The organism is Muriicola sp. E247, assembly GCF_041358175.1.
Taxonomy (GTDB): Bacteria; Bacteroidota; Bacteroidia; order Flavobacteriales; family Flavobacteriaceae; genus Muriicola.
This window is the reverse complement of record NZ_JBGKBE010000007.1, coordinates 22723-43676: the sequence shown is the minus strand read 5'-3', so window position 1 is coordinate 43676 and position 20954 is coordinate 22723. Positions and strand designations below refer to the sequence as shown.

22 protein-coding genes are annotated in these 20954 nt (G+C 43.4%); 5 read left to right on the top strand and 17 right to left on the bottom strand.

Annotated features, from left to right (window positions below; all coding sequences use genetic code 11):
• Nucleotides 1-140 precede the first annotated feature (140 nt).
• The 3 genes from fmt to ACA086_RS10785 are packed head-to-tail and all read right to left on the bottom strand — an operon-like array spanning nucleotide 141 to nucleotide 3546.
• Complete coding sequence (fmt, locus tag ACA086_RS10795; RefSeq protein WP_371003321.1) at nucleotides 141-1088, bottom strand: methionyl-tRNA formyltransferase; 948 nt, start codon at nucleotides 1086-1088, stop codon at nucleotides 141-143.
• Complete coding sequence (locus tag ACA086_RS10790) at nucleotides 1085-2986, bottom strand: ATP-dependent DNA helicase RecQ (protein WP_371003320.1); 1902 nt, start codon at nucleotides 2984-2986, stop codon at nucleotides 1085-1087. Before ACA086_RS10790 ends, fmt begins: the two co-directional genes overlap by 4 nt.
• Nucleotides 2983-3546: an AAA family ATPase gene (locus ACA086_RS10785; RefSeq protein ID WP_371003319.1), complete on the bottom strand. Its 564-nt coding sequence runs from the start codon at nucleotides 3544-3546 to the stop codon at nucleotides 2983-2985. Before ACA086_RS10785 ends, ACA086_RS10790 begins: the two co-directional genes overlap by 4 nt.
• Nucleotides 3547-3634: 88 nt before the next feature.
• Here ACA086_RS10785 and ACA086_RS10780 point away from each other — a divergent pair, with 88 nt between their 5' ends.
• From ACA086_RS10780 to ACA086_RS10765, 4 genes are all read left to right on the top strand, one after another.
• On the top strand, nucleotides 3635-3922 hold the full coding sequence (locus ACA086_RS10780; RefSeq protein ID WP_371003318.1) for a DUF493 family protein: 288 nt from the start codon (nucleotides 3635-3637) through the stop codon (nucleotides 3920-3922).
• An 84-nt stretch (nucleotides 3923-4006) separates the two neighbouring features.
• A complete protein-coding gene (locus ACA086_RS10775) occupies nucleotides 4007-4660 on the top strand; it encodes a DUF4290 domain-containing protein (protein ID WP_371003317.1) in 654 nt (217 codons plus the stop codon).
• Nucleotides 4661-4674: 14 nt separating this feature from the next.
• Entirely contained in the window at nucleotides 4675-5982 is a 1308-nt protein-coding gene (gene murA, locus ACA086_RS10770) for a UDP-N-acetylglucosamine 1-carboxyvinyltransferase (protein WP_371003316.1), read from the top strand.
• A complete protein-coding gene (locus tag ACA086_RS10765) occupies nucleotides 5982-6305 on the top strand; it encodes a GNAT family N-acetyltransferase (protein WP_371003315.1) in 324 nt (107 codons plus the stop codon). The genes murA and ACA086_RS10765 overlap by 1 nt, the downstream gene beginning before the upstream one ends.
• Here the strand turns inward: ACA086_RS10765 and ACA086_RS10760 are convergent.
• The 10 genes from ACA086_RS10760 to ACA086_RS10715 form a co-directional block, all read right to left on the bottom strand.
• Nucleotides 6302-6709, bottom strand: coding sequence for a hypothetical protein (locus ACA086_RS10760; protein WP_371003314.1), 408 nt, complete (start codon nucleotides 6707-6709; stop codon nucleotides 6302-6304). The two genes, ACA086_RS10765 and ACA086_RS10760, sit on opposite strands and share 4 nt — an antisense overlap.
• Before the next feature lie 5 nt (nucleotides 6710-6714).
• The gene (locus ACA086_RS10755) at nucleotides 6715-7716 is read right to left on the bottom strand and encodes a pirin family protein (RefSeq protein WP_371003313.1); all 1002 of its coding nucleotides are present in this window, start codon (nucleotides 7714-7716) and stop codon (nucleotides 6715-6717) included.
• Between the two features lie 85 nt (nucleotides 7717-7801).
• Complete coding sequence (locus tag ACA086_RS10750; protein WP_371003312.1) at nucleotides 7802-8245, bottom strand: VOC family protein; 444 nt, start codon at nucleotides 8243-8245, stop codon at nucleotides 7802-7804.
• Nucleotides 8246-8264: 19 nt separating this feature from the next.
• Nucleotides 8265-9119 (bottom strand): TolB family protein, encoded by an 855-nt coding sequence (locus ACA086_RS10745; RefSeq protein WP_371003310.1) that lies wholly within the window; start codon nucleotides 9117-9119, stop codon nucleotides 8265-8267.
• A gap of 110 nt (nucleotides 9120-9229) precedes the next feature.
• Complete coding sequence (locus ACA086_RS10740; RefSeq protein ID WP_371003309.1) at nucleotides 9230-9670, bottom strand: (4Fe-4S)-binding protein; 441 nt, start codon at nucleotides 9668-9670, stop codon at nucleotides 9230-9232.
• Between the two features lie 3 nt (nucleotides 9671-9673).
• Nucleotides 9674-9847, bottom strand: coding sequence for a Lacal_2735 family protein (locus ACA086_RS10735; RefSeq protein WP_371003308.1), 174 nt, complete (start codon nucleotides 9845-9847; stop codon nucleotides 9674-9676).
• Between the two features lie 13 nt (nucleotides 9848-9860).
• The gene (locus tag ACA086_RS10730) at nucleotides 9861-11228 is read right to left on the bottom strand and encodes an amidohydrolase (protein ID WP_371003307.1); all 1368 of its coding nucleotides are present in this window, start codon (nucleotides 11226-11228) and stop codon (nucleotides 9861-9863) included.
• 204 nt (nucleotides 11229-11432) lie between these two features.
• Nucleotides 11433-12737, bottom strand: coding sequence for a deoxyribodipyrimidine photo-lyase (locus ACA086_RS10725; RefSeq protein ID WP_371003306.1), 1305 nt, complete (start codon nucleotides 12735-12737; stop codon nucleotides 11433-11435).
• Nucleotides 12738-13433, bottom strand: coding sequence for an SDR family NAD(P)-dependent oxidoreductase (locus ACA086_RS10720; RefSeq protein ID WP_371003305.1), 696 nt, complete (start codon nucleotides 13431-13433; stop codon nucleotides 12738-12740).
• A gap of 2 nt (nucleotides 13434-13435) precedes the next feature.
• Nucleotides 13436-13927: a cell division inhibitor gene (locus ACA086_RS10715; protein WP_371003304.1), complete on the bottom strand. Its 492-nt coding sequence runs from the start codon at nucleotides 13925-13927 to the stop codon at nucleotides 13436-13438.
• A 204-nt stretch (nucleotides 13928-14131) separates the two neighbouring features.
• Between ACA086_RS10715 and ACA086_RS10710 the strand changes: the two genes are divergently transcribed.
• Nucleotides 14132-14974 (top strand): DUF2911 domain-containing protein, encoded by an 843-nt coding sequence (locus ACA086_RS10710; protein ID WP_371003303.1) that lies wholly within the window; start codon nucleotides 14132-14134, stop codon nucleotides 14972-14974.
• Between the two features lie 51 nt (nucleotides 14975-15025).
• Here ACA086_RS10710 and ACA086_RS10705 read toward each other — a convergent pair whose 3' ends face one another.
• From ACA086_RS10705 to ACA086_RS10690, 4 genes are all read right to left on the bottom strand, one after another.
• Nucleotides 15026-16732, bottom strand: coding sequence for a sodium:solute symporter (locus tag ACA086_RS10705; protein WP_371003302.1), 1707 nt, complete (start codon nucleotides 16730-16732; stop codon nucleotides 15026-15028).
• 104 nt (nucleotides 16733-16836) lie between these two features.
• Nucleotides 16837-19374 (bottom strand): PIG-L family deacetylase, encoded by a 2538-nt coding sequence (locus ACA086_RS10700; protein ID WP_371003301.1) that lies wholly within the window; start codon nucleotides 19372-19374, stop codon nucleotides 16837-16839.
• Between the two features lie 78 nt (nucleotides 19375-19452).
• A complete protein-coding gene (locus ACA086_RS10695) occupies nucleotides 19453-19998 on the bottom strand; it encodes a mechanosensitive ion channel domain-containing protein (RefSeq protein ID WP_371003300.1) in 546 nt (181 codons plus the stop codon).
• Between the two features lie 5 nt (nucleotides 19999-20003).
• A complete protein-coding gene (locus tag ACA086_RS10690) occupies nucleotides 20004-20954 on the bottom strand; it encodes a septum formation inhibitor Maf (RefSeq protein ID WP_371003299.1) in 951 nt (316 codons plus the stop codon).

Below are 20954 nucleotides of genomic sequence, written 5' to 3'. Positions count from 1 at the left end.
AGCTCCAACAAATTTATACGGATTTGCCGTTAACGCAAGTAAAATCAAGGGAAATCGAGGTTTTTGTTAATAACTTCAAGGGTTTGTTGATAAAGTGGTAATTTTTTAGCGGATTCTTTCAGGCCAACAATAACGGGACTTCAGACAACATGCGCATTATCTTCCAATTTTAGTCCGTTTAAGACTTCTCTGGCACTCATTTTTCGCTTCCCCGGCAATTGTATCTCTTCCATATCAATAAAACCATCACTGACTGCTATTCTTATCCTTGATTTTTCATTGAGAACCTTCCCGTGCTGATGCGTATGTTCCTCCTTAATATAATCAGCAGAATATACCTTTATATATATCTCTTCCTCTCCATTTACTAGAGTAGTCCAGGCGGCAGGGTAGGGGCTCAGGCCACGAATATGATCGTATATTGCTTTAAATGACTGGTCCCATTGGATCCGGGAATTTTCCCTGGTTAGTTTAGGGGCAGCATGAGGTGTCTTGAGATCTTTCTGATTATAGGTTTCTACATTATTTTCTGCAATCAATCTTACGGTTGATACGACGAGATCGGCCCCCAAGAGCATCAATCGATCATGGAGGGAACCCGCGTTGTCAGTTTCTTTAATCTCGCATTCCGCTTGCTGGATGATAGCTCCCGTATCTATTTTTTCGTCTATAAAGAATGTCGTCACCCCCGTTTTTGTCTCGCCGTTTATGATAGCCCAATTAATCGGTGCCGCCCCACGATAATCGGGGAGTAGGGAAGCATGCAGGTTAAAAGTGCCGTATTCGGGCATGGCCCATACAGGTTTTGGTAACATCCTGAAAGCTACAACAACCTGTAAATTGGCCTTTAAGGATTGAAGTTCATCAAGGAAATCTGAAGCCTTCAAATTGGTGGGCTGTAATAGTTTTAGCCCTTGCTCCACCGCATATTTCTTAACTGCCGATTGCCGGAGACTGCGTCCTCTTCCTGCAGGCCTGTCTGGAGAAGTGATTACACCTACCACTGTGTAGTTGTTTTCTACCAGGGCCGCTAATGAAGCCACTGCAAAATCCGGGGTTCCCATAAATACAATTCGCAATTTCCTCATTTCGTAAGTATATATTCATTCTTATTGGTTAATACGATCTTTCCCTCTTCCATAAGGTAGCGCAATTCTTTTAAAACTAATTCCTTATCCCGGCCAAGTGAATTAATCAGATTTTGAGGCGACAAAGCCCTTTTTTGAATTAACTCCAGAATATCCCTGTCGAGTTCTTTAATTTCCTGGTCTGTCACAGATGAATGGCTAAGACAAACATCGCAGGCGCCGCATGGCCGGAAATTTTCCTCTCCGAAATAGGACAACAGCTGTACCGACTTGCATTCGGTATCATTTTTCACATAGGCCAGCACTGCCCGGACATTCTCTACTTTAACCCTGTTGAGCTCTTTAATCTTGTGCGCAAATGAATTAATGGTCCGTTCATCTTCCCTGGGGACGAGGAAGGTGATGCTCATATCCTGTTGTTCGTTCTGAAATAATAGAATACCATCCTTCTCTGCTTTTTTAAGAACGGATAATACCTCTTCTTCTTTTACAGCCGATTTTTTGGCTATCAGGGTTGGATTAATTTTGGTTTCAAATTCAAATACACCACCATAGGTCCTAAGGAGGGTTTGAATCACTTTAATGCTTTTTGGATTAACGTCCAGATAATTAAAAATAGCAGCTTTGGTTGCCGTAAACTGAACAGAGGTCTTTTGAGAATAATGCTGTGATAGGGATATAACTGAGTTCTGATCGAGTAGTCGAAGTCCGTTATAGACCAGGGAGGGATTTAAGCCATAGGTCTCACAGAAATGATTGAAATTAAACGGAAAATCACGGGCCTCCTCAGTTCCATAAGCAATTTGGAAGTAATTGTTCAGTTTATTGTATAATAGCTTGATAAAGGCAACATCAGGGAGCACTGCAACAAATTGTTTTACAAGACGATTTTCATCTTCCGGATTTACCAAAAGGACTGCCTCTGCAGGATTTCCGTCTCGCCCGGCTCTGCCTGCCTCCTGGAAGTAACTTTCAATGCTTTCCGGTAATTCAAAATGGATCACTTTCCTTACATCAGCCTTGTCAATACCCATCCCAAAAGCGCTGGTCGCAACCATCACTTTTATTTTATCCTGCTTCCATGCCCTTAGTTTATCGTCTTTTTCATTGCGTGTCATTCCCCCGTGAAAAGGACTGGCACTGACGCCATGTTCTGTAAGCAGTCGGGAAAGCTCTTGGGTTTTACGCCTGCTCCGAACATAGACAATTGCCGATGGAGAATCCTTTTTAAACAGTTGTACGAGTTGCTGGTTCTTGTTTTCCTGTTTTTTTACTCTATAGATCAGATTGGGTCTTGAAAACGAATCCTTAACCACAAAAGGGGCGGGCATTTTCAGGTTATCTGTAATATCTGCAGCCACTTTTGAGGTGGCAGTAGCCGTTAGAGCAATACAAGGTACCTCTGGGTGCATTTCTCGAAGAACAGCACACTGAAGGTATGCGGGCCTGAAGTCAATACCCCATTGCGAGATACAATGGGCCTCGTCTATGGCAAACAGGCCCGGATTCATCTGCCCGATCCTCTCCTGCACCAGAGGTTGTTGCAATCGCTCAGGTGACAGATAAAGGAATTGATACCCCCCATACAGGCAATTATCCAATAAGGTTATTGTTTCTTCAAAGGAAATACCTCCAGTAAGTGCAATTGCCTTAATTCCTTTTTCCCGTAAACTGCTTACCTGGTCACGGATTAAGGCTACAAGGGGTGAGACTACAATACAAATGCCGTCAAGCATCAGGCCAGGAATCTGATAACAGACAGATTTACCGCCTCCTGTGGGAAGCAAAGCCAGGACATCTTCCCCATTAAGCACTGCGGAGATAATTTTTTCCTGAGATCCCCTGAAGGAATCATGCCCCCAGTAGGTTAACAGGATATCAGCGGGTGAATTTTTCACGAGGCAGGAATCACATTATTAATAATAAAATTAGCCCTTTCCTCTATACTTCCAATAGGGACTTCCAGGGAAGTGTATTGAAATTCTGAATACATATTCAATAACTCTTCATGTATTTCCATCGCCTGATCAAAAGTCTCAAGACGCTCATCATCTCTGGTATAAATTGCCTCCCAGGGGGGTAATACCACCAGTTGATCATACCTGTGATCTTTGCAATACCTTATAAATTCTTCAGGGTAGGACTGATTGAAATACCTCATATAGGCCAGTACATCAGGAAGGCCTCTGTCATAAAAAACCACTTCACGCTTCAATTCTTCCCCTGCCTTGAAGTGAGATAACCTTGCTTCCAATATATGCCGGTTAAAAAGAAAGGGATCATCCACAAATGTCAGGGGATTAGAATGCAAAGCTTCAGAATCAGCTGATTGTTTGGCTTTTGTAGTAAAATTTCTTACCACTTCGTGGAAGCAATAATAACCCTGTTCTTCCAGCAGGCTTATTACTGATGTCTTTCCGGTACCCGGCCCTCCTGTTATTACAATTCGTTTTGGCATTATCTCCCCATCTTCCCAACAAAAGTAAACAATACTCTTATGGCGGTAAAATATGATGATTCCCTTTATATTTGCAAAAAGAAATTGCATGAAGAATGATAGCTCCGATGAATTTTACAAGCGGTTAAAGGAAGAACTTCTCCGCACAAGCACCTGGCCTTCGGATTATTTGTATAAGTTTATTGTCCCCACCGACGATGATAAGATTAAAGCTATTGAACGTATTTTCGACAATACCGGTGCGGTTATCGAATCCAGAAAATCGAGTAAGGGAAAGTATACGAGCCTGTCGGTAACCGTAAATCTCGCTGATCCAGATGCCGTGATTAAAAATTACAGGGAAGTAGCCAAGGTAGAGGGTGTTATCTCCCTTTAAGATAGGTAATCTGCCATAATTTTAGTAATTTGCCATCGATTTAGAATTACTTCCAAGCTTGTTCACCAATTAAAATACAGCACTTTGAATTCCGTAGAAACTTTAGAATATAATACAGAACGACCATACCTGATAATTCCGGAATACGGGCGTCATTTTCAGAAAATGGTTGATTATGCCATGTCTATAAAAGACAGGGAAGAAAGAAATAAGGTAGCCCAATCGATTATTTCAGTGATGGGAAACCTTCAGCCGCACCTCAGGGATGTACCTGATTTTCAGCATAAATTGTGGGATCAGCTGTTCATCATGTCCGATTTTAAACTCGACGTGGACTCTCCATTCCCGATTACGAGTCAGGAATTGCTACAAGCCCGCCCAGAACCTCTCGAATATCCCCAGAACCATCCTAAGTACCGATTTTACGGGAATAATATAAAAAGGATGATCGATGTTGCTATTCAGTGGGAAAAGGGTGACAAGCGCGCCGGCCTTGAATACGCAATTGCCAACCATATGAAAAAGTGCTACCTGAACTGGAATAAGGATACGGTTGATGACAAAGTTATTTTTAAGCATTTATACGAGTTAAGTGACGGACAAATCGACCTTGCGTCAGATGGGGCAAATCTCACCGAAAGCGTGCAATTCCTGAAACAGAGAGTTACAAAAAGCAGCAGGCCCAGCGGATCCGGCAAAAAGGGACAACGCAGTAACAGAGGTAAGAAACGCTACTAATTTCTGCGTAATTCATGGGGACATTTAAAATAGAAGGCGGACACAAACTACACGGTAGTATTACGCCACAGGGGGCTAAAAATGAAGCGCTTCAGATCTTATGCGCCGTACTACTTACACCTGAAGAAGTTACCATCCACAACATACCGGACATAGTTGATGTCAATAAACTTATTGCGCTCCTGGAGGACCTGGGAGTAAAAATTCAGAAGAAAGGAAAAGGATCTTATTCGTTTAAGGCCGATGATGTTAACCTGGATTACCTGCTTTCAGACCAGTTTAAGCAGGACGGCAGGGGCCTTAGGGGCTCTATCATGCTGGTTGGACCCTTACTCGCCAGATTTGGCCAGGGATATATCCCAAAACCAGGAGGAGATAAAATAGGGCGAAGACGCCTCGACACCCATTTTGAGGGCTTTATCAAACTTGGGGCTAAATTCAGATACAATAAAGAAGAACATTTTTACGGTGTTGAAGCCAAAAAACTCAAGGGGACCTATATGCTCCTCGACGAAGCTTCTGTAACAGGTACTGCCAATATTGTAATGGCTTCTGTACTGGCCGAAGGAAAAACTACAATTTACAACGCAGCCTGCGAACCCTATCTCCAGCAACTTTGCAAGATGTTGAACAGGATGGGCGCAAAGATCAGTGGGATAGGTTCCAATCTACTTGAGATTGAAGGGGTAGATGCCCTGAAAGGTACCAGCCATACCATGTTGCCCGATATGATTGAAATTGGTAGTTGGATCGGCCTTGCTGCGATGACGAAGAGTGAACTCACCATTAAAGGCGTGAGCTGGGAAAATCTGGGCCAGATTCCTACAGCCTTTAGTAAACTGGGTATTACCATTGAGAAAAAAGGAGATGATATTTTTATTCCTGCCCATACGAGCGGATATAAGATCCATAATTATATTGACGGATCCATCTTAACTGTTGCCGATGCTCCCTGGCCGGGTTTAACTCCTGATTTGCTTAGCATTATTCTTGTCGTTGCCACTCAGGCCAAAGGAGAAGTACTCATCCACCAGAAAATGTTTGAAAGCCGTTTGTTCTTTGTCGACAAACTCATAGATATGGGCGCAAAGATTATTTTATGCGACCCGCACCGAGCTACGGTGATCGGTCACGATTTTAAATCGACCCTTAAAGCCACAACTATGGTATCTCCTGATATCAGGGCGGGCGTTTCCCTACTGATAGCTGCCCTTTCGGCCAAGGGAACCTCCACTATTCACAATATTGAACAAATTGACAGGGGATATGAGGACATAGATACCCGACTTAGGGCTATCGGGGCTCATATTACCAGAGTTTGATGAGTACTTCTTACAATAATCTTCCACTTGTACTTAACACGGTAGGGAATCAGAAGCGATTTGAACTACAACTTCCCGAAGGAGTGGCCTATGTTGAATATATGCAAAACAAGCAGGGGGTTATCTATCTAACTCATACAGAAGTCCCCGTACATCTTGAAGGAAAAGGAGTGGGGAGTGCATTGCTGAAAAAAGTATTCGCACATATCCGAAATCTCGGTGTGAAGCTGGCACCATTATGCCCCTTCGTGGCTTCTTACCTCAAGAGGCATCCGGATGAAGTAAAGGGGATGTTGGCTCCTGGATTCTTTATAGGAGATTAAGCGTGTGTAGTAAGGTAATTCCAAATAAACAAGGCCGTCCAAATTGCGGTCCTCAACCAATTCAGATTTGCTAATTCGACCAAAGTATTACGGGAAAACTCAGCCGCCGAAATGGCTTTATGCCTGGGTACAAAAATGGTAAAGGTGAGCAACCAGACCAACAGTACCAAGACAAATCCGGATACACTGTACATCGTTTTTTCCTGTTGCAAAAGAGAGCCGTAAAGCATGAGCTGACCCAACATCATGGGAATTACGAGCAGGGATATCCTAGGGGTATATTTTTTGTGCCATTGAATAAGTGCTTCTTCCGAATAATAAATAAAACCCGGATACACTATGAGCTGCACCATCCAGATAAGGACCATCAACCCAAAATCCAATAAAAGACGAATCGTTTCCAATAAGGTTATTTTTCAACCAGGGTTCCATCCGGATATTTAGCAAATCTGCCTTTTTCCCTGTCGTGTACCTGGTCTGGATAAGGCCAGGGCCAGCCGCCAAATTGGGTGAGCCTGTACTCCTGCATCGCCTGCTGAATCTCCTGGTCAGTATTCATTACAAAAGGACCGTATTTGGCGACAGGTTCATCAATGGGTTTGCCCTGCAACATCAAAAAATGAGCAGTTTCCAAACCATTATTGGTTACTTCCACCTCTTTGGAATTTAAGCCGATGCCATTTTCTGGTTTTATTCGCGTGCTATCTATAACACAGGAATCACCTTCATAAAAATACAGGGTGCGATTTACATAATCAGGAATTTCAGGAAAAGTAAAACTTGCACCGGGTTCGAGGTGCAGATTCCATATAGCTACATGATTTTCTTCCCTAGCCGCCCATGAATCGGGCGCTGGTGAGGGTGCGTTCTTTCCTTGGTAAGAACCGGCAATAAGGCGGACTGATACTCCTTCCAATGTCACTTCCGGAATTTCTTCGTGCCATAGCATTTTAAAATGGGGATCCACCATCTTGTTTTTTTTGGGAAGATTCAGCCATATCTGAAAAAGTTCAAGGGGGTTGTCTCTATCTTCCCGCAACAAGGGAAACATCTCGGAATGCTGTACTCCTCGGCCTGCAGTCATCCATTGAACGTCGCCCTGGCCAAAACGACCTGCGGCTCCCAGGGAATCGGAATGATCGCAAAATCCTTTGTTTACGATGGTAATGGTCTCAAAACCCCGATGGGGGTGATATGGAAAACCAGGCACCGTATGTCCGTGGTACATTCGCCACCCCTGAGCATTGAGGGTAAAATCATTCCCAAGATTTCGCCCTTCCAGGGATGCGGCCGGACCCATTTGTTCGTTTCCTTTTGGATAATGATCGAGGTGATATACGCAGAATAAAAAGGGATCTTCAGTTTCCCAGGGAAACCCCAGGGGTTTGATAAAACGGATAGAGTTGGCCATAGATTTTAAATAACTTTCAAAAATAAGGATTACCCAAGTTGGTGTGTCTTATAGATATGTTAATGGAAATGTCATGCACAAGGGCTTAGCTATGGGCATTATTGATCTCTACCCAGTTGCCCTCAGGGTCGAGAAGATAAATTTGACGTACCCCATCGCCTCGTACGGAAACAGCCCATTTGGTTCCTTCCCAATCCCAATAGGAAATATTAGTGTCCTTCAGGTATGCAATGAATTTGTCAAGATCTGAGATAGAGAGGCACAGATGTTCACTTTTTGATCTGTTTTTTTCCACTTTATCTTTTTTAATGAGGTGTAATTGTGCAGTCCCGTCAATACTAAACCATCTGAAGCCGGCGGCGTTGGAAGGGTGGGGGATGTCTTGTAGGCCCAGCACATCGGCGTAAAAATTGCCGGTTTTTTCAAGGTCTGATACGATCATGGAATAATGATCTATTCGGTACGAAAACGTCTGAGAATGACCTGCCAGGGGGATACAGAGCAATGCCAGGATGATAATGTATTTCATTTTATACTCGGTTTTATTATTATTTCTGTGTTCCTGTCTCTTCATAGGAAACAAAGGCAAACCTATTACTATCAGGTGCCCAGGAGGGTACATTGATAGTGCCCTGACCTCCCGTGAAACTACAGAGTGTGGATATCTCTCTACTCTGTAAATCGTAAAGTCGGACAGCTACCTTTTTTAATGCAGGGTGGGCCTGACCCTGATCCTCAAGATAGGAGAGGAAAACGAGATATTTCCCATCAGGGGAGGGGTGGGGGAACCAATTTGAATAGGCATCTTTTGTAAGCTGTTCTTTCCCGGACCCATCGGGTTTCATCCTCCAGAGCTCCATGCTTCCGGAGTGAAAGGAATTGTAATAGATATAGTTGCCGTCTGGACTGTACTCCGGCCCGTCATCGAGTCCCGGCTCATTGGTTAGTCGGGTTTCTTTTCCGCCATCAGTTCCTATGCTGTAAATATCATAATCGCCTTCTCTGTGCGCCGTATAGACCATGGATTTTCCATCCGGAGCCCAGCCATGCCAGTAGGAAGGGAATTCTGTTGTAACCAGTTTGGGTGTGCCCCCTTCAATTGGAAGGGTGTAGATCCGGGATGTCCCGTATTCAGCCCCTTCGATCAAATCGTTATTGCTGATGGCAATCGTTGTACCATCCGGAGAGATGCCGTGGTCGTTGTTACACTGTTTTGCGTTACCCGATTCAATGACTTCCCTGTGCTTTCCGTCGAGAGAAATCCGATAAAGCAGGCCCTCCTGGTTGATAATAAAATACGTCCCGTCACTGCTCCAGTTAGGAGCTTCAAAATGGGTATTTTCCTCCAGGATAAGATCTCTTTTCCCTGTTGTCAGATCATAAGTCTCGAGTCTGGAAATCACAGAATGCGTTTGAGTATGTCCTAGGTAGGATAGTGATACTAGCAGATATAATAGCAGTGTTTTGTTCATTACTTCTTAATCATGGCTATCTCAATCCCTGTTTTGGTTTCTTAGCTGTCTTCAAAATCTATACCCTTGTGACTACCATCACAGAAGGGTTTGTTATCCGAAGCCCCACAACGACAAAATGCGGTGGCCCTTTTCTTGGTTTCTGTTGTTCCATCTACCATGGTGATCTCCAATTCCCCGTGTACCATCAAAGGTCCGTTGGGAGTTACTTCTACTTTCTGACTCATATTACTTTTTTTATTTTCAGGTTTCTGTTTCTCATTTTTAATGCGATATGATAATGCACCGGAAGGACATCGGTCGATTTGCGACTGTAAAGCCTCTACCGAGGCGTTTTGCGGGTTGATCCACGGTTTATCATCGGGTTTGTATACCTCGGGTAAGGTTTTGACGCATACGGCCGCATGAATACATTTCCCGGGTTTCCAGATTACTGTGATCCCTTCATTCTGATATTCCTTGACTATTTCTTTCCCGGCCATCTTTTATTTATTATGCATTAAATTATCTATTTTCTTTTGTATCTCTTCTGCTTCCGCGTATTTGGCATCTCCTGCACTTCGATTTACTTTGGAAAGGTCAAACGCTTCTTTCATAACAGTTTTATACTGCGCCTGCAATTTTTCAACAGGGCTTTTCTTTTTAAATAATCCGAACATAGCTTTATTTTTTTTAGTTATTTCCAATCGGGGGAGGTCCTTCGGGAACCATAGGTTCATACACCTCTTCTCCTTTTCGTTCTTTGTACTCCGACTTTATTTTTTCGACCAGTTTTGGGCTTTCAAAAAGATCGGCCATTGTCATTCCAAGTGCCTTGGCCGCATGGACCATTCCTTTGTGCCCGATACTCATTCCTCCACATGCAACAACGGCCCATGAATGCCAGGGTGTATCTTTTGGCGCTACGGTTACGCTGAGATTAATATTGGGAACGTTCCAGCTAACATCCCCCACATCCGTGGAGCCTCCTCCCGGATTTTCCTTGGTAACCTCCATAGGTGATATATCACTATCCATTCCCAGTTGTGGTTTTCCGGTTTCCTGCTGTATGCGCCTTCCGAATTCTGTTTCTTCGTCCGTATAGGTGATAGGACCCAGCAATTCAAGGTTTTTTTGCATCACTGCGCCTCCGGCCCGATTTACCAATACTTCATAGATCCCGGAAATGAGCGAGATCTTGTAGTCTACATTTGCCAGGATAGCCGCTCCTTCTGCCATCGCCTTTACTCTTTCATAAACGGGCATCATTCCGCTTCTTTTTGTATCGCGTACACGCACCCAGAGTCGGGAGTAATCAGGAACTACATTGACCACCTGTCCACCATCCTGAATATGATAATGTATCCTTACTGTAGGTTTGATGTGTTCACGGTAGTAATTTATTCCTGTAGTGTATAGTTCAAGTGCATCTGAAGCACTTCTGCCGTTCCAGGGGTCTGCGGAAGCATGTGCGGCCTGTCCGAAAAATTCGACCTTAAAATCTATTAGGGCCAGGGTACTTTGGACATCGGCTTCGGTCTTTGCACTTGGGTGCCAGCTCAGGTTGACATCAACATCGTCCCATAAGCCTTCTTTCACCATCCATATTTTGCCAAAAAATTTCTCTTCAGCTGGTGTGCCAAAAAACTTCACCGTGCCCTTGAGTTTCCCTGTTTCAATTAATTCCTTTACTGCAATTGCGGCCCCGAGGCTCGCAGTCCCAAAGAGGTTATGGCCACACCCATGTCCGGCAGCACCATCTTCCAGAGGGGATTTGGTGGGCTGGGCCTTCTGTGAAATGCCCGGCAGGGCATCAAATTCTCCCAGTACACTTATTACCGGCTTTCCCGAACCGTAAGTGGCAACAAAAGCGGTGGGCATTCCCGCAACACCTCTTTCCACAGCAAAACCATTCGCCTGAGCGTAATCTGCAAGGATCTTTGAAGAATCATCCTCTTCAAAAGCTGTTTCGGCATGGGCCCAGATAGAATCACTGATTTGAATAAGCCTTGCCTGATGCTTTTCAATGCTGTTAACAATAGCTTTTTTGCTTGAGTTCATTTTTTGCCCGTGTATGGGGATTAGGAGGACAAAAAAACAAAGGGTAAAATAGTATTTCATGGTTATCTGGACTTATGGTTGTTAATTATTTTTTATGAATCAGAGGCATAGCGGTTTATGGGGCTTTACTTTACAGTGCCTCGGTCTTTAAATATAGTAAAAAGGACAGAACCATATAAGAGGAAATTCCTTTGATCAATATTCTCAGGAAAGGGCTGATTTATAGGTCTCCAGACAACGTTCCCTGGCTTCCTTATGATCTACCATCTTGGGGACATACTCATCTGTATCGACCTCAGGAACCCAATGCTTTATGTATTTTCGATCTTTATCAAATTTATCAATTTGGGTCATGGGATTAAAAATCCTAAAATAAGGAGCAGCATCCACGCCGCTGCCTGCGGCCCATTGCCAGTTACCCACATTGCTGCTGAGTTCATAATCGAGCAGTTTTTCTGCAAAATAGGCTTCTCCCCACCGCCAGTCGATCAGCAGATGTTTACAGAGAAAGCTCGCTACCAGCATGCGCACTCTGTTGTGCATATAACCGGTTGCGTTTAATTGTCGCATTCCCGCATCTACAAGGGCGTAACCCGTCTGCCCATTTTTCCATTTCTCAAACTCATCTTCTTTATTTCGCCAGGGGATGCGGTCATATTTTTTCTTAAAGGCTTCATTGGTGGTTCGCGGAAAATGCCAGAGGATCTGCATAAAAAACTCCCGCCAGATAAGCTCGTTCAGGAAGGTCTCGTTATTTTCAGCTTTGGCCTTTCTCACCATTTCCCTAATAGAGACTGTTCCGAATCTCAGGTGTGGTCCTAGGTGTGAAGTACCGTCTTTAGCAGGGAAATTCCTGGTTTTTTCATAGTCCTGTATGAGGGGAGAGGATACATCGTAATCGGGCACTTTTATATCAGATTCCTTAAATCCCATATCCTGCAGAGAGAGAAAAGGAAGATCCTTTTGCTTGTAATAATTATCTTCCTTGATGTTCTCCTTTGTGCCCTTTAAAGGATTTTCAGTTTTAAAGTGTTCTTTCCATTTCTTCATGTATGGAGTATACACTACATAGGGATCCCCATCGTCCTTTACTACCTCGCTTTTCTCAAAAATAACCTGATCCTTATACGTCTTAAATTCACAATCGACGGAATTCAGATAGTCTTTTATTTTTTCGTCACGTTCTTTTGCATAGGGCTCGTAGTCCCTGTTGCAATACACTGCTTTCAAATCAAAATCCTGATGAAGCTTTTTAAAAACTTCAAGGGGTTCATCGTAGTAAAAAGCACAAGATGAATCGTAATCCTTTTGCAAGCGATCCCGGAGGCCTTCCAGTCTTTTGTAGATAAAGCTCAGCCGCGGATCGTCTTCTGTTAATTCATGCAGTATCTGGGGGTCGAAGATAAAAATAGGAAGCACAGGGTATTCTCTATTAAGGGCTTGCATCAGACCTGTATTGTCTTCGAGCCTGAGATCCCTTCTGAACCAGAATACCGATACTTTCGCCATTTATGAAATATTTAAAGATGACATTCCACCATCCACACCCAAGATCTGACCCGTCATCCAGCTGCTGTCTTCTTTAAGGAGGAAGGCAGCCATTTTAGCAATATCCTCAGCCGTTCCAACCCGTTTAAGTGGGTGTCGTTCCGCCATCATTTCTTTTTTTCTATCGTTGCTGAGCAATCTTGAGGCCAAGGGAGTATCAACAAGCGAAGGGGCAATGACATTCACCCTTACCTTGGGGGTGTTCTCGGCAGCGAGGGCTTTTGCAAAGCCTTCAATGGCTCCCTTGGCAGCGGCTACACTAGTATGGAATGGCATTCCCATCCCAACGGCCACGGTACTAAAGAAAACCATGGAGGAACCTTCTGCCATTTTTGACATCACTTGTTTAACCACCTTCACCAGACTGAAGAAATTGATCTCCATATCTTCTCTGAAAGTTTCCAATCCCATCATTTTGAGGGGTTTGAGATTTATACTCCCCGGACAATATACAAAACCGTCAAGGGTTTCAGGTAATTTGTTGAGATCGAGTTCATCTTTGGTTACATCAAATTCAATATGGGTTACATTTAATGATGACAAGTCATCTGCTGTTCTCGATGCGACAAAGACCGAGTGAGTATCCTGCAGAAGTTTAACAAGTTCAAGTCCAATCCCGTGAGAGCCTCCAATCAGGAGTATATTTTTTGAGTTCATAGTTATATATATTCTATTTTAAATTGTTTTTCAATGCCTGGCAAACTGCCAAATCTGGATGTAAGTTGTTCTTCCCGATACCTGAAGATAGAGACGAGTTGTTTCTTTACTACAAGAGGTTGAGCAAGTCTTCCAAGAAATCCAAGGGGGAGTTTATAATCTATAATATCTTCCATTTCTATACCTCCCTCCACTTTATTAATAAAATGTTTGTGATGCCACAAAGAGTAGGGGCCAAAACGCTGTTCGTCCACAAAATAAGCCTCATCCTTTACATGTGTGATTTCAGTAACCCAACGCGTGGTAAATCCCGGAAAGGGACGAACCTTATATTGAATAATTTGTCCCGGGAACATAGGCCTGTCATCACCTGACAGTATTTCAAACCCCATTTCCGACGGGGTAATTTTGCTGAGGTTGGCCGGATTCGAAAGGAAGTCCCATGCAGTTTTTCTGCTAATGGGGAAGGCCTGTTTGGCCGAAAGTCTATACATGTCTGTTCATCAATTTGTTCAAAGTTAAGTTCATATTTGTTTAATAAAAAATAATAAATGTTAAACAAATAGTAAATTTAAGTCAACGTAATCCCTTTTACAAAGGATGTAAAAACCATAATTGAGCCCTTCGTATAATGGCTTTTTTAAGATTTCATATCTTATTTATGCGTAAATTTGAAAGAACCAAAACCTAGTGAAAAAATGAAAAAAATAATTTATTTCGCCTTAGCATTTGCGGTATGTATCCCTATGCTGGCACAAATCCAATCACCTCAGCCAAGTCCGGCTGCCAAAATCATGCAGCGGGTAGGGCTAACCGACGTGACCGTTGAGTATTCACGTCCCTCCATGCGGGGCAGAACCATATTTGGAGATTTAGTACCTTTTGATAAAATATGGAGAACCGGAGCCAATGCAAGAACTACGATAACTTTCAATACCGACATAATGGTAGGGGACAGATCACTTAAAGCCGGATCTTATGCCATCTTTACAAAACCCAGTGCTTCTTCTTGGGACGTATACTTTTACACCGAAACAGGCGGAGGAGGAACACCTCAAGAGTGGGATGAAAGCAAAGTTGCAGCCATGGTTAGCGCTGAAGTCATGACTATGGAGATGCCTGTAGAAACCTTTACTATCACCATTGACGACCTTCATAACAGCGGAGCCACCTTGGGAATGCTATGGGAGAACACTTATGTGGGAGTACCTTTTACAGTGCCTTCAAAGGAGATGACTATGAAAAGTATTGAATCTGTGATGGCCGGACCATCTGGGAACGATTATTTTGCTGCAGCTTCCTATTATTTTCAGGAAGGAGAAGACCTTGAACAAGCCAAAAAGTGGGTAGACAAGGCCGTATCTATGAACAGCAATGCCTTTTGGATGATGCGCTTACAGTCGCTGATCTACGCAAAAATGGGGGACAAGAAAGGCGCTATAGAAGCTGCCAAAAAATCCCTTGCCGTTGCTAAAGCTGCCAACAATGCCGACTACGTTAAGCTCAATGAAGATTCTTTAAAAGAATGGGGAGCCATGTAAAGGATTTAAAATAAAATCTAACTGAAAAACCCTTGCTCTGCAGGGGTTTTTTTATGTCTCTAAAGGAGGATTTCGCAAAATCCTGTCAAATCCTTCCAGGGCCATAGCGAGGAGGATTACCAGGGTGCAACCAAAGGCATTGAGCCAAAGGTATGACATCCAGTCGCCAAGGAATCCTACAATGACAATTACCTGAGTAATAATGGCCGCTACAAAAACAGCGTTCCCCTTGATAAACTTAAAGAAAAAAGCCAGGAGAAAAATTCCCAGTACATTCCCGTAAAATACCGATCCAATGATATTTACCAATTGGATAAGGTTATCAAAAAGGTCGGCCACACCCGCTATACAAATCGCTATAATTCCCCACATAAGGGTGAAGCCCTTTGAAACTTTAACGTAGTGCTTTTGGGTAAATTCTGTTTTCTTATTTCGTTTGTAGAGGTCCAGGGCAGTAATAGTTCCCAAAGCATTTAATTCGGAAGCAGTAGATGACATCGCCGCCGACAGTATTACAGCCAATAACAACCCGATTAGACCCTTAGGCAGATTGTTGAGGATAAAGTGAATAAATACATAATCCTTGTCATTGGTCTGGACCAGGTTATCGGCCTGTTCTATGAGAAGTTTAGCCCTTTCACGGTTTACTCTTTCTTTCTGATTGACCTCCAGAATTTGTTGTTTAGCCTCTACCGTTGCCGCGTATTCCTTTAATTTAAGGGCTGCGTAGAATTTATCCTGGGCCATCAATTTTTCTGTTTCAATCTCCCTGTGTCGATCCTCTAATTCCTGATAGTCCTCGGCAAATTCTGAATTCTCTACCGCAATTCGGGCAGCAGGATTAAAATTAATTGGAGAGGGGTTGTACTGATAAAAAACAAAAACCATGACCCCTACGAGCAGGATAAAAAACTGCATGGGAATTTTAAAGATCCCGTTGAATACCAGACCCAGCTGACTCTCCCTGACCGACTTTCCTGAAAGATACCGTTGCACCTGACTCTGGTCGGTGCCGAAATAGGCCAGGGCGAGAAAAAAACCACCGGTAATTCCGCTCCAGAAGGTGTACCTGCTTGAAGTGTTCAGGTCAAAATCAAGAATATTCAATTTTTCACTAGCCCCGGCAATTTTCAGCGCATTACTGAATGTCAATTCAGGGGGTAAAGCTCCTAGGATAAAAAAGAAAGCAATGAACATTCCCGTCATGATGATGATCATCTGCTGCTTTTGTGTTACACTTACCGCTTTGGTACCTCCTGATACTGTGTAAATAATGACCAGAATACCAATGATGATATTTAAGGTAAGCAGGTCCCAGCCGAGAACCGCTGAAAGGATAATTGATGGGGCATATATGGTAATTCCTGCTGCCAGACCACGTTGAATAAGGAATAAAATAGCAGCCAGGGAACGCGTTTTAAGGTCGAATCGTCTTTCGAGGAATTCGTAGGCAGTATATACTTTGAGTTTATGATAGAGAGGCACAAAAACCACACAGATTACAATCATGGCAAGGGGCAGGCCAAAATAAAACTGAACAAAGCCCATCCCGTCGTGGAATGCCTGACCGGGGGTTGAAAGAAAAGTAATCGCACTCGCCTGGGTAGCCATTACTGATAAACCTATCGTCCACCACCTTGCCTGATTTCCGCCAAGCACATAGTCGCTTACGTTCTTACTGCCTTTAGTTTTCCAAACCCCGTAGATTACGATAAATAACAAGGTTCCGGAGAGTACAAACCAGTCTAAATTCCCCATAAATCAGGCGTTAGAAATCATAATGAAGTAAAAGGTAAGGATATAAAGGGCATTGAGGATGATCACCAGGGAATATTCTCTCTTCCATTTTTTCACTTCGTCCATTACTTACCTTTTACGGGAGTTTGATTTTGCACCTTAGCCTTATTCTGGGACAGCATATTGGCGAATAGTTTAAAGGCTCCGGAGACGCCTGCTGGTAACTCCCTAAAAAAGCTGAGGCCGGTATAAATGTACGTTCCTTTTCCATAGGAGGCAATCAAAAGACTTCCTTCTTTTTCAGTTTCGCCCTGATCTGCCATAGCGAGCACAGGAGTGAATGCCTTATCCCATTGATCCGGGAAATACAGCCCGCGCTCCTGTATCCAGCCATTGAAATCCTTTTCTGTGATGGTATTTGGAAAGGTCATCAGTGGATGCTCAGGCTCGAGGATCTTTACAGGGGCGTCTTCATCTGTGACCCTGTCCCTGGAAACATGAATGGGGTAGGGGGCCAGATTATCAAACTTGAGTCCGCTTCGCCCCGAAGTATTGTATTGTACGATCAGGTTGCCCCCTTCTTTTACGTAGTCGAGCAACGCATCCTGTTTAAATTTCATCTCATCCACTACGTTGTAAGCCCTAATCCCCACAACAACGGCATCAAAAGGAGAAAGTGAACCTTTTTGAATATCCTCAGGGGAAATTGTATGGACCGTATATCCTATTTGCTCCAGACTTTGCGGGATATCGTCTCCAGCACCCATTATATATCCTATATTCTGGCCTGTTTTTTTGATATCCAGACGAACTACCTTAGTTTCAGAAGGGAGTAACACGGTCTGGGTAGGGATGTGGTCATAGGCGATAGTTATCAATTCCTTGCTCAGCGTCTCGTTATTAATGGTTAGTACAGGAGCAATGATTCCTTCACTTTCATTAGCGGGAGGGGTGATCACAAACCGGAAGATCTTTTCCTCTCCGTCCTTGTCTAGCTGAACCGGTATTTGCTGCCGGTCTGCCATCCATCCATCGGGGATATTCAGACTTAAGGTCCCTTGTACATTGTCTTTTAAAGCCTTTACTGCCACCGAGATTTCTTTCGCGGCCGCATCAGCAAAGATTAATACCTTATCCGGAATAGAGGCGGATGCCGCAGGAAGAATGTTAAACGGGCTATAGAGTTCCCCTTTATCTGGTCTGGAATATCGATAGATTAAAGGTCTTTCTATATTTAAGGTTACACCTTCAATTTCCAGTGTAAAAAGTGTGGTAAAAGCAGGGGGTGTTTTGGGTTTGCCAACTAAAGCGAAATCATCTATTTTGTACATCCCCAGGCTGCCTTTTTGCCTTAGCCAATAGGGACCTGAGTAGCTCATTTGTTCGGGAATCACAAGACGTAGGTCATAAGTTTTCCGGATGTTATTTCTAAGCACTTCTCCTGGTGCTAAACTTGTATTTTTACCGAGAGAAATCGATTTTAATAGAATTGAAGCATCACTTCTATTGATCACCTCAACATTCACGTTTTCAGTATTATCTGGATTTGAATAGGCTGATTCCGAAGAAGCTTCCAGGTAGAGGCCGGCTACACTTACGATTAGGTCTTTTAATTCTTCTGTTTTTATTTTTTTCCAGTGCTCATCCTTTATCTTTATCAGCAGATTATAGGCGGTGAGCAGGTCAGCTAAATGAGTTGAAGGATCCTTAAAATTAAAATTCTCCTCTACCCTGTAAAGAATTTCGCCTATGGCTTCTCCTCCATCGACCCGAGACCAGGAAGTATCTATTCCTTCAAAGAGGTTGGTAGGGTCCTTAGCAGGCATATCTCCTTTGAGCAATTCAATGTACTCCTGTTCTTCTCCTCTTGAAGTTAACCGGCCAAAGCCCTGACATAGGTGCTGACTACTGGCAATGGAGGCAATTTCGTTGTTAGACATCCCTAAAACGGGGTAATAAACCCCGGTATTGAGTTCAATCAATCTGGATTTATCAGCTTTTTCAAAATTTTCCTGACTTCCGTAAAACCACCAGGAAGTATTAAAGAATAACCTTTTTGGATTCCAGGGTTCCAGTTTACCGAGTTGATCGACATAAGCTTTAGGGTTGCCTGCAAGATCGAATGCTTCAACACTGAGAATAGCCGAAGAGGTATGGTGCCCGTGAGTTGATCCCGGCGTACGGTGATCAAATCGATTGATGATCACATCGGGTTTAAACTGTCGAATCAGATGAACCACGTCACCCAAAACGATTTCCTTATCCCATAATCTCAGGGTTTCGTCGGGATGTTTTGAGTAACCAAAGTCATTGGCCCGGGTAAAGAATTGTTTTCCACCGTCTACTCTTCGTGCGGCCAGAAGCTCCTGGGTACGCAAAACGCCCAGCAGTTCCCTCAATTCGGGCCCGATCAGATTTTGCCCACCATCGCCTCTTGTAACTGAGAGATAGGCAGTACGTGCATGTACCTTATTGGAGAGATATGAAATAAGGCGGGTATTCTCATCATCCGGATGCGCCGCAATATACATGGCAGATCCAAGAAAGTTGAGTTTTTGCAGGTTGTGGAATATGTCTGTTGAGGAAGGTCTGTCTGGTGCCTGGCCGTAATTTAATACTGAAACCAGCAGGAAACAAAGAAGCATTCTCAGTCGGTATCGCATGTTTGGTCGAATTGCTTATTGTTCAAAGATAGAAAGATATACAGGCTGTAAAAGGGTTTTTAGAACTTCTTTAACAGCTTAAATGGCATCGCTGCCATCATTATCAATATCCTCATCGGCGATTACACACACTGCTTTCTGCAGCATCAGGTTGTTGGGATAGGTGAGTAATTCCCCGTTTTCTCTCCTTAAATGAATGTGGTAGGCTTTAATATCTTCGATAAGATAGGTACCAGAAGTTTCGAGGTCCTTATCCATGATCTGAATTCGATCCCCAATTTTAAAGGGAAAGGAGAAAAACAGAATGATCCCTGCGGTGACATTGCTGAGGATAGACCACTGGGCAAATAAGGCCACTCCAATAACAGCAAAGACTGAGGATAGGATCAACCCGAGTTCCTTGATATTCACTCCCCATATAAGGATGAGGGCAAGAACCGCAAGAACCCAATAACCAAAGGAAATATACTTACTTACGAGTCGTATCCTGGCTTCGTTAAGGTCACTGATGCTACCAACTTTACGCACCGCCTTATACGTTATGAACCTGAGAATAAGGACCACCACCAGGGTGATCAATGAAGCTAACAGCTCATTTTTATAACTAAAAATTACATCCTCCATAAAACTTAGATTCCCAATGTATCGCGCAAAGATACATCCTCATTTCCATTTCTTCGCCAATACGGAGTTTTTAAGGACTTAATTTTTGTGGCCTGGGTTGTAAGCATTTTAGCAGATGGACCAAAACCACTGGGATAAGTGTCTGTCCAGCTTTCAATACTGTAAGGAAAGGCGGTTGTAAAGGATATTTTCAATTCTCTTTTTAATTCAGGGTAGGTGAGGGTGAAGACCGAGATTTCGTCATTTTGCTCAAGGCTAGCCTCGGCACTGTAAGCTTTTACAGGTTGGTGTACCAGCCGCAGGTATTCCAGGGAAGGGATTACTTTGAGCTCCCCTGTGGGAAGGTCTTTGGGTTGAATACGGAGCTTTGTCCACAACTCATTTTCCAGATGGGTTTTCGCGAACTGCAGGCTTTGATCACCTTCGGATTCAAAATAAGAGAAAGATTTAACTTCAAATTTCTCACGATTGTTCAGCTGGGCAAATACCTGTCCGCACCATTCCTGAATAGAGGAGGTAACTTTAATGGCATGCTGGTTATCGGCCACAGGATAAAAGGTACTGCTCATAATGGAATACGGATAAATTCCTGTAAGAAACTTTTTCGTGAAATTCAGTTTGAGCACCGGAATATTGGAAGGGGAACTCTGATCGGCTTTCACTTGTTTTCCAGGGGCAAAAGGCTCAGTCACATAGATCAGGACGGCTTCTCCATCTCTGATCTCACCGTATCGGGCCTGCTGTAGGTTATATGAGGTAATCTCGGCTTCTCCGGAGTACCAGAATTGCTTAAATTCTTTAGATAAAGGTTTTGGTTTATTGTTTTCTGAAACAGATCCTGCAGCTACTCCCGTAGTTTGAACAGCTATATTTTTCTGGTTTTCTGCACAAGATCCGAGAAGGACCAGAAAAAAAAGCCCTGAAATGATATTATAGAATTTAGTTTGAAGTACCAT